The following is a 525-nucleotide window of genomic DNA, read 5'->3' on the forward strand; positions in this document are numbered from 1 at the left end:
GAACTGGGCGCCATACGCGAAATAGAGAAGAGCGATGAGCTGATACAGCACGAAAAGCAGGCTCTCGCCATCTCAAACCAATACATTCAGGATCTTTACCGGTTTTTCAGGGTACACAGACAGCGCCACAGCTTTGAAGATCCCTTCTCGTGGAAAATGGATTTTCACAACCGCTGGTTCATTCAGTTTCTGTTTCCGGGAGATGACCTTTTATTGAAACTTGGCGAGTACCTGTTTGAAAAAGACCGCTATGCCGAAGCATTGGAAGTGTTTAATCAGCTGGCAAAAAAGAGCACCCCATCGATGCAGATACTTCAAAAGCAAGCCTTTTGTCACCAACAGCTGCAACAACATGAGCAGGCGCTGGAGCTATACCTGCAAGCCGATTTGTTTAACCACGGCCAACTGTGGAACCTGAAAAAAATTGCACTCTGTTACCGCCATCTGAAGAATCCTGAAAAAGCCCTTGAGTACTATCTGGAGGCCGAACGGGTAGCGCCCGACAATCTGCACACCCAAGTGAGC

Annotated in this window: 1 protein-coding gene; it reads left to right on the forward strand. The window is 48.0% G+C overall.

Annotated elements, in window-relative coordinates:
* Window positions 1-525 (forward strand): tetratricopeptide repeat protein (locus tag C6366_RS20870; protein WP_146164930.1); only part of this gene is annotated, 525 nt, incomplete at both ends.

The organism is Desulfonatronum sp. SC1 (genome assembly GCF_003046795.1).
Lineage (GTDB): Bacteria > Desulfobacterota > Desulfovibrionia > Desulfovibrionales > Desulfonatronaceae > Desulfonatronum.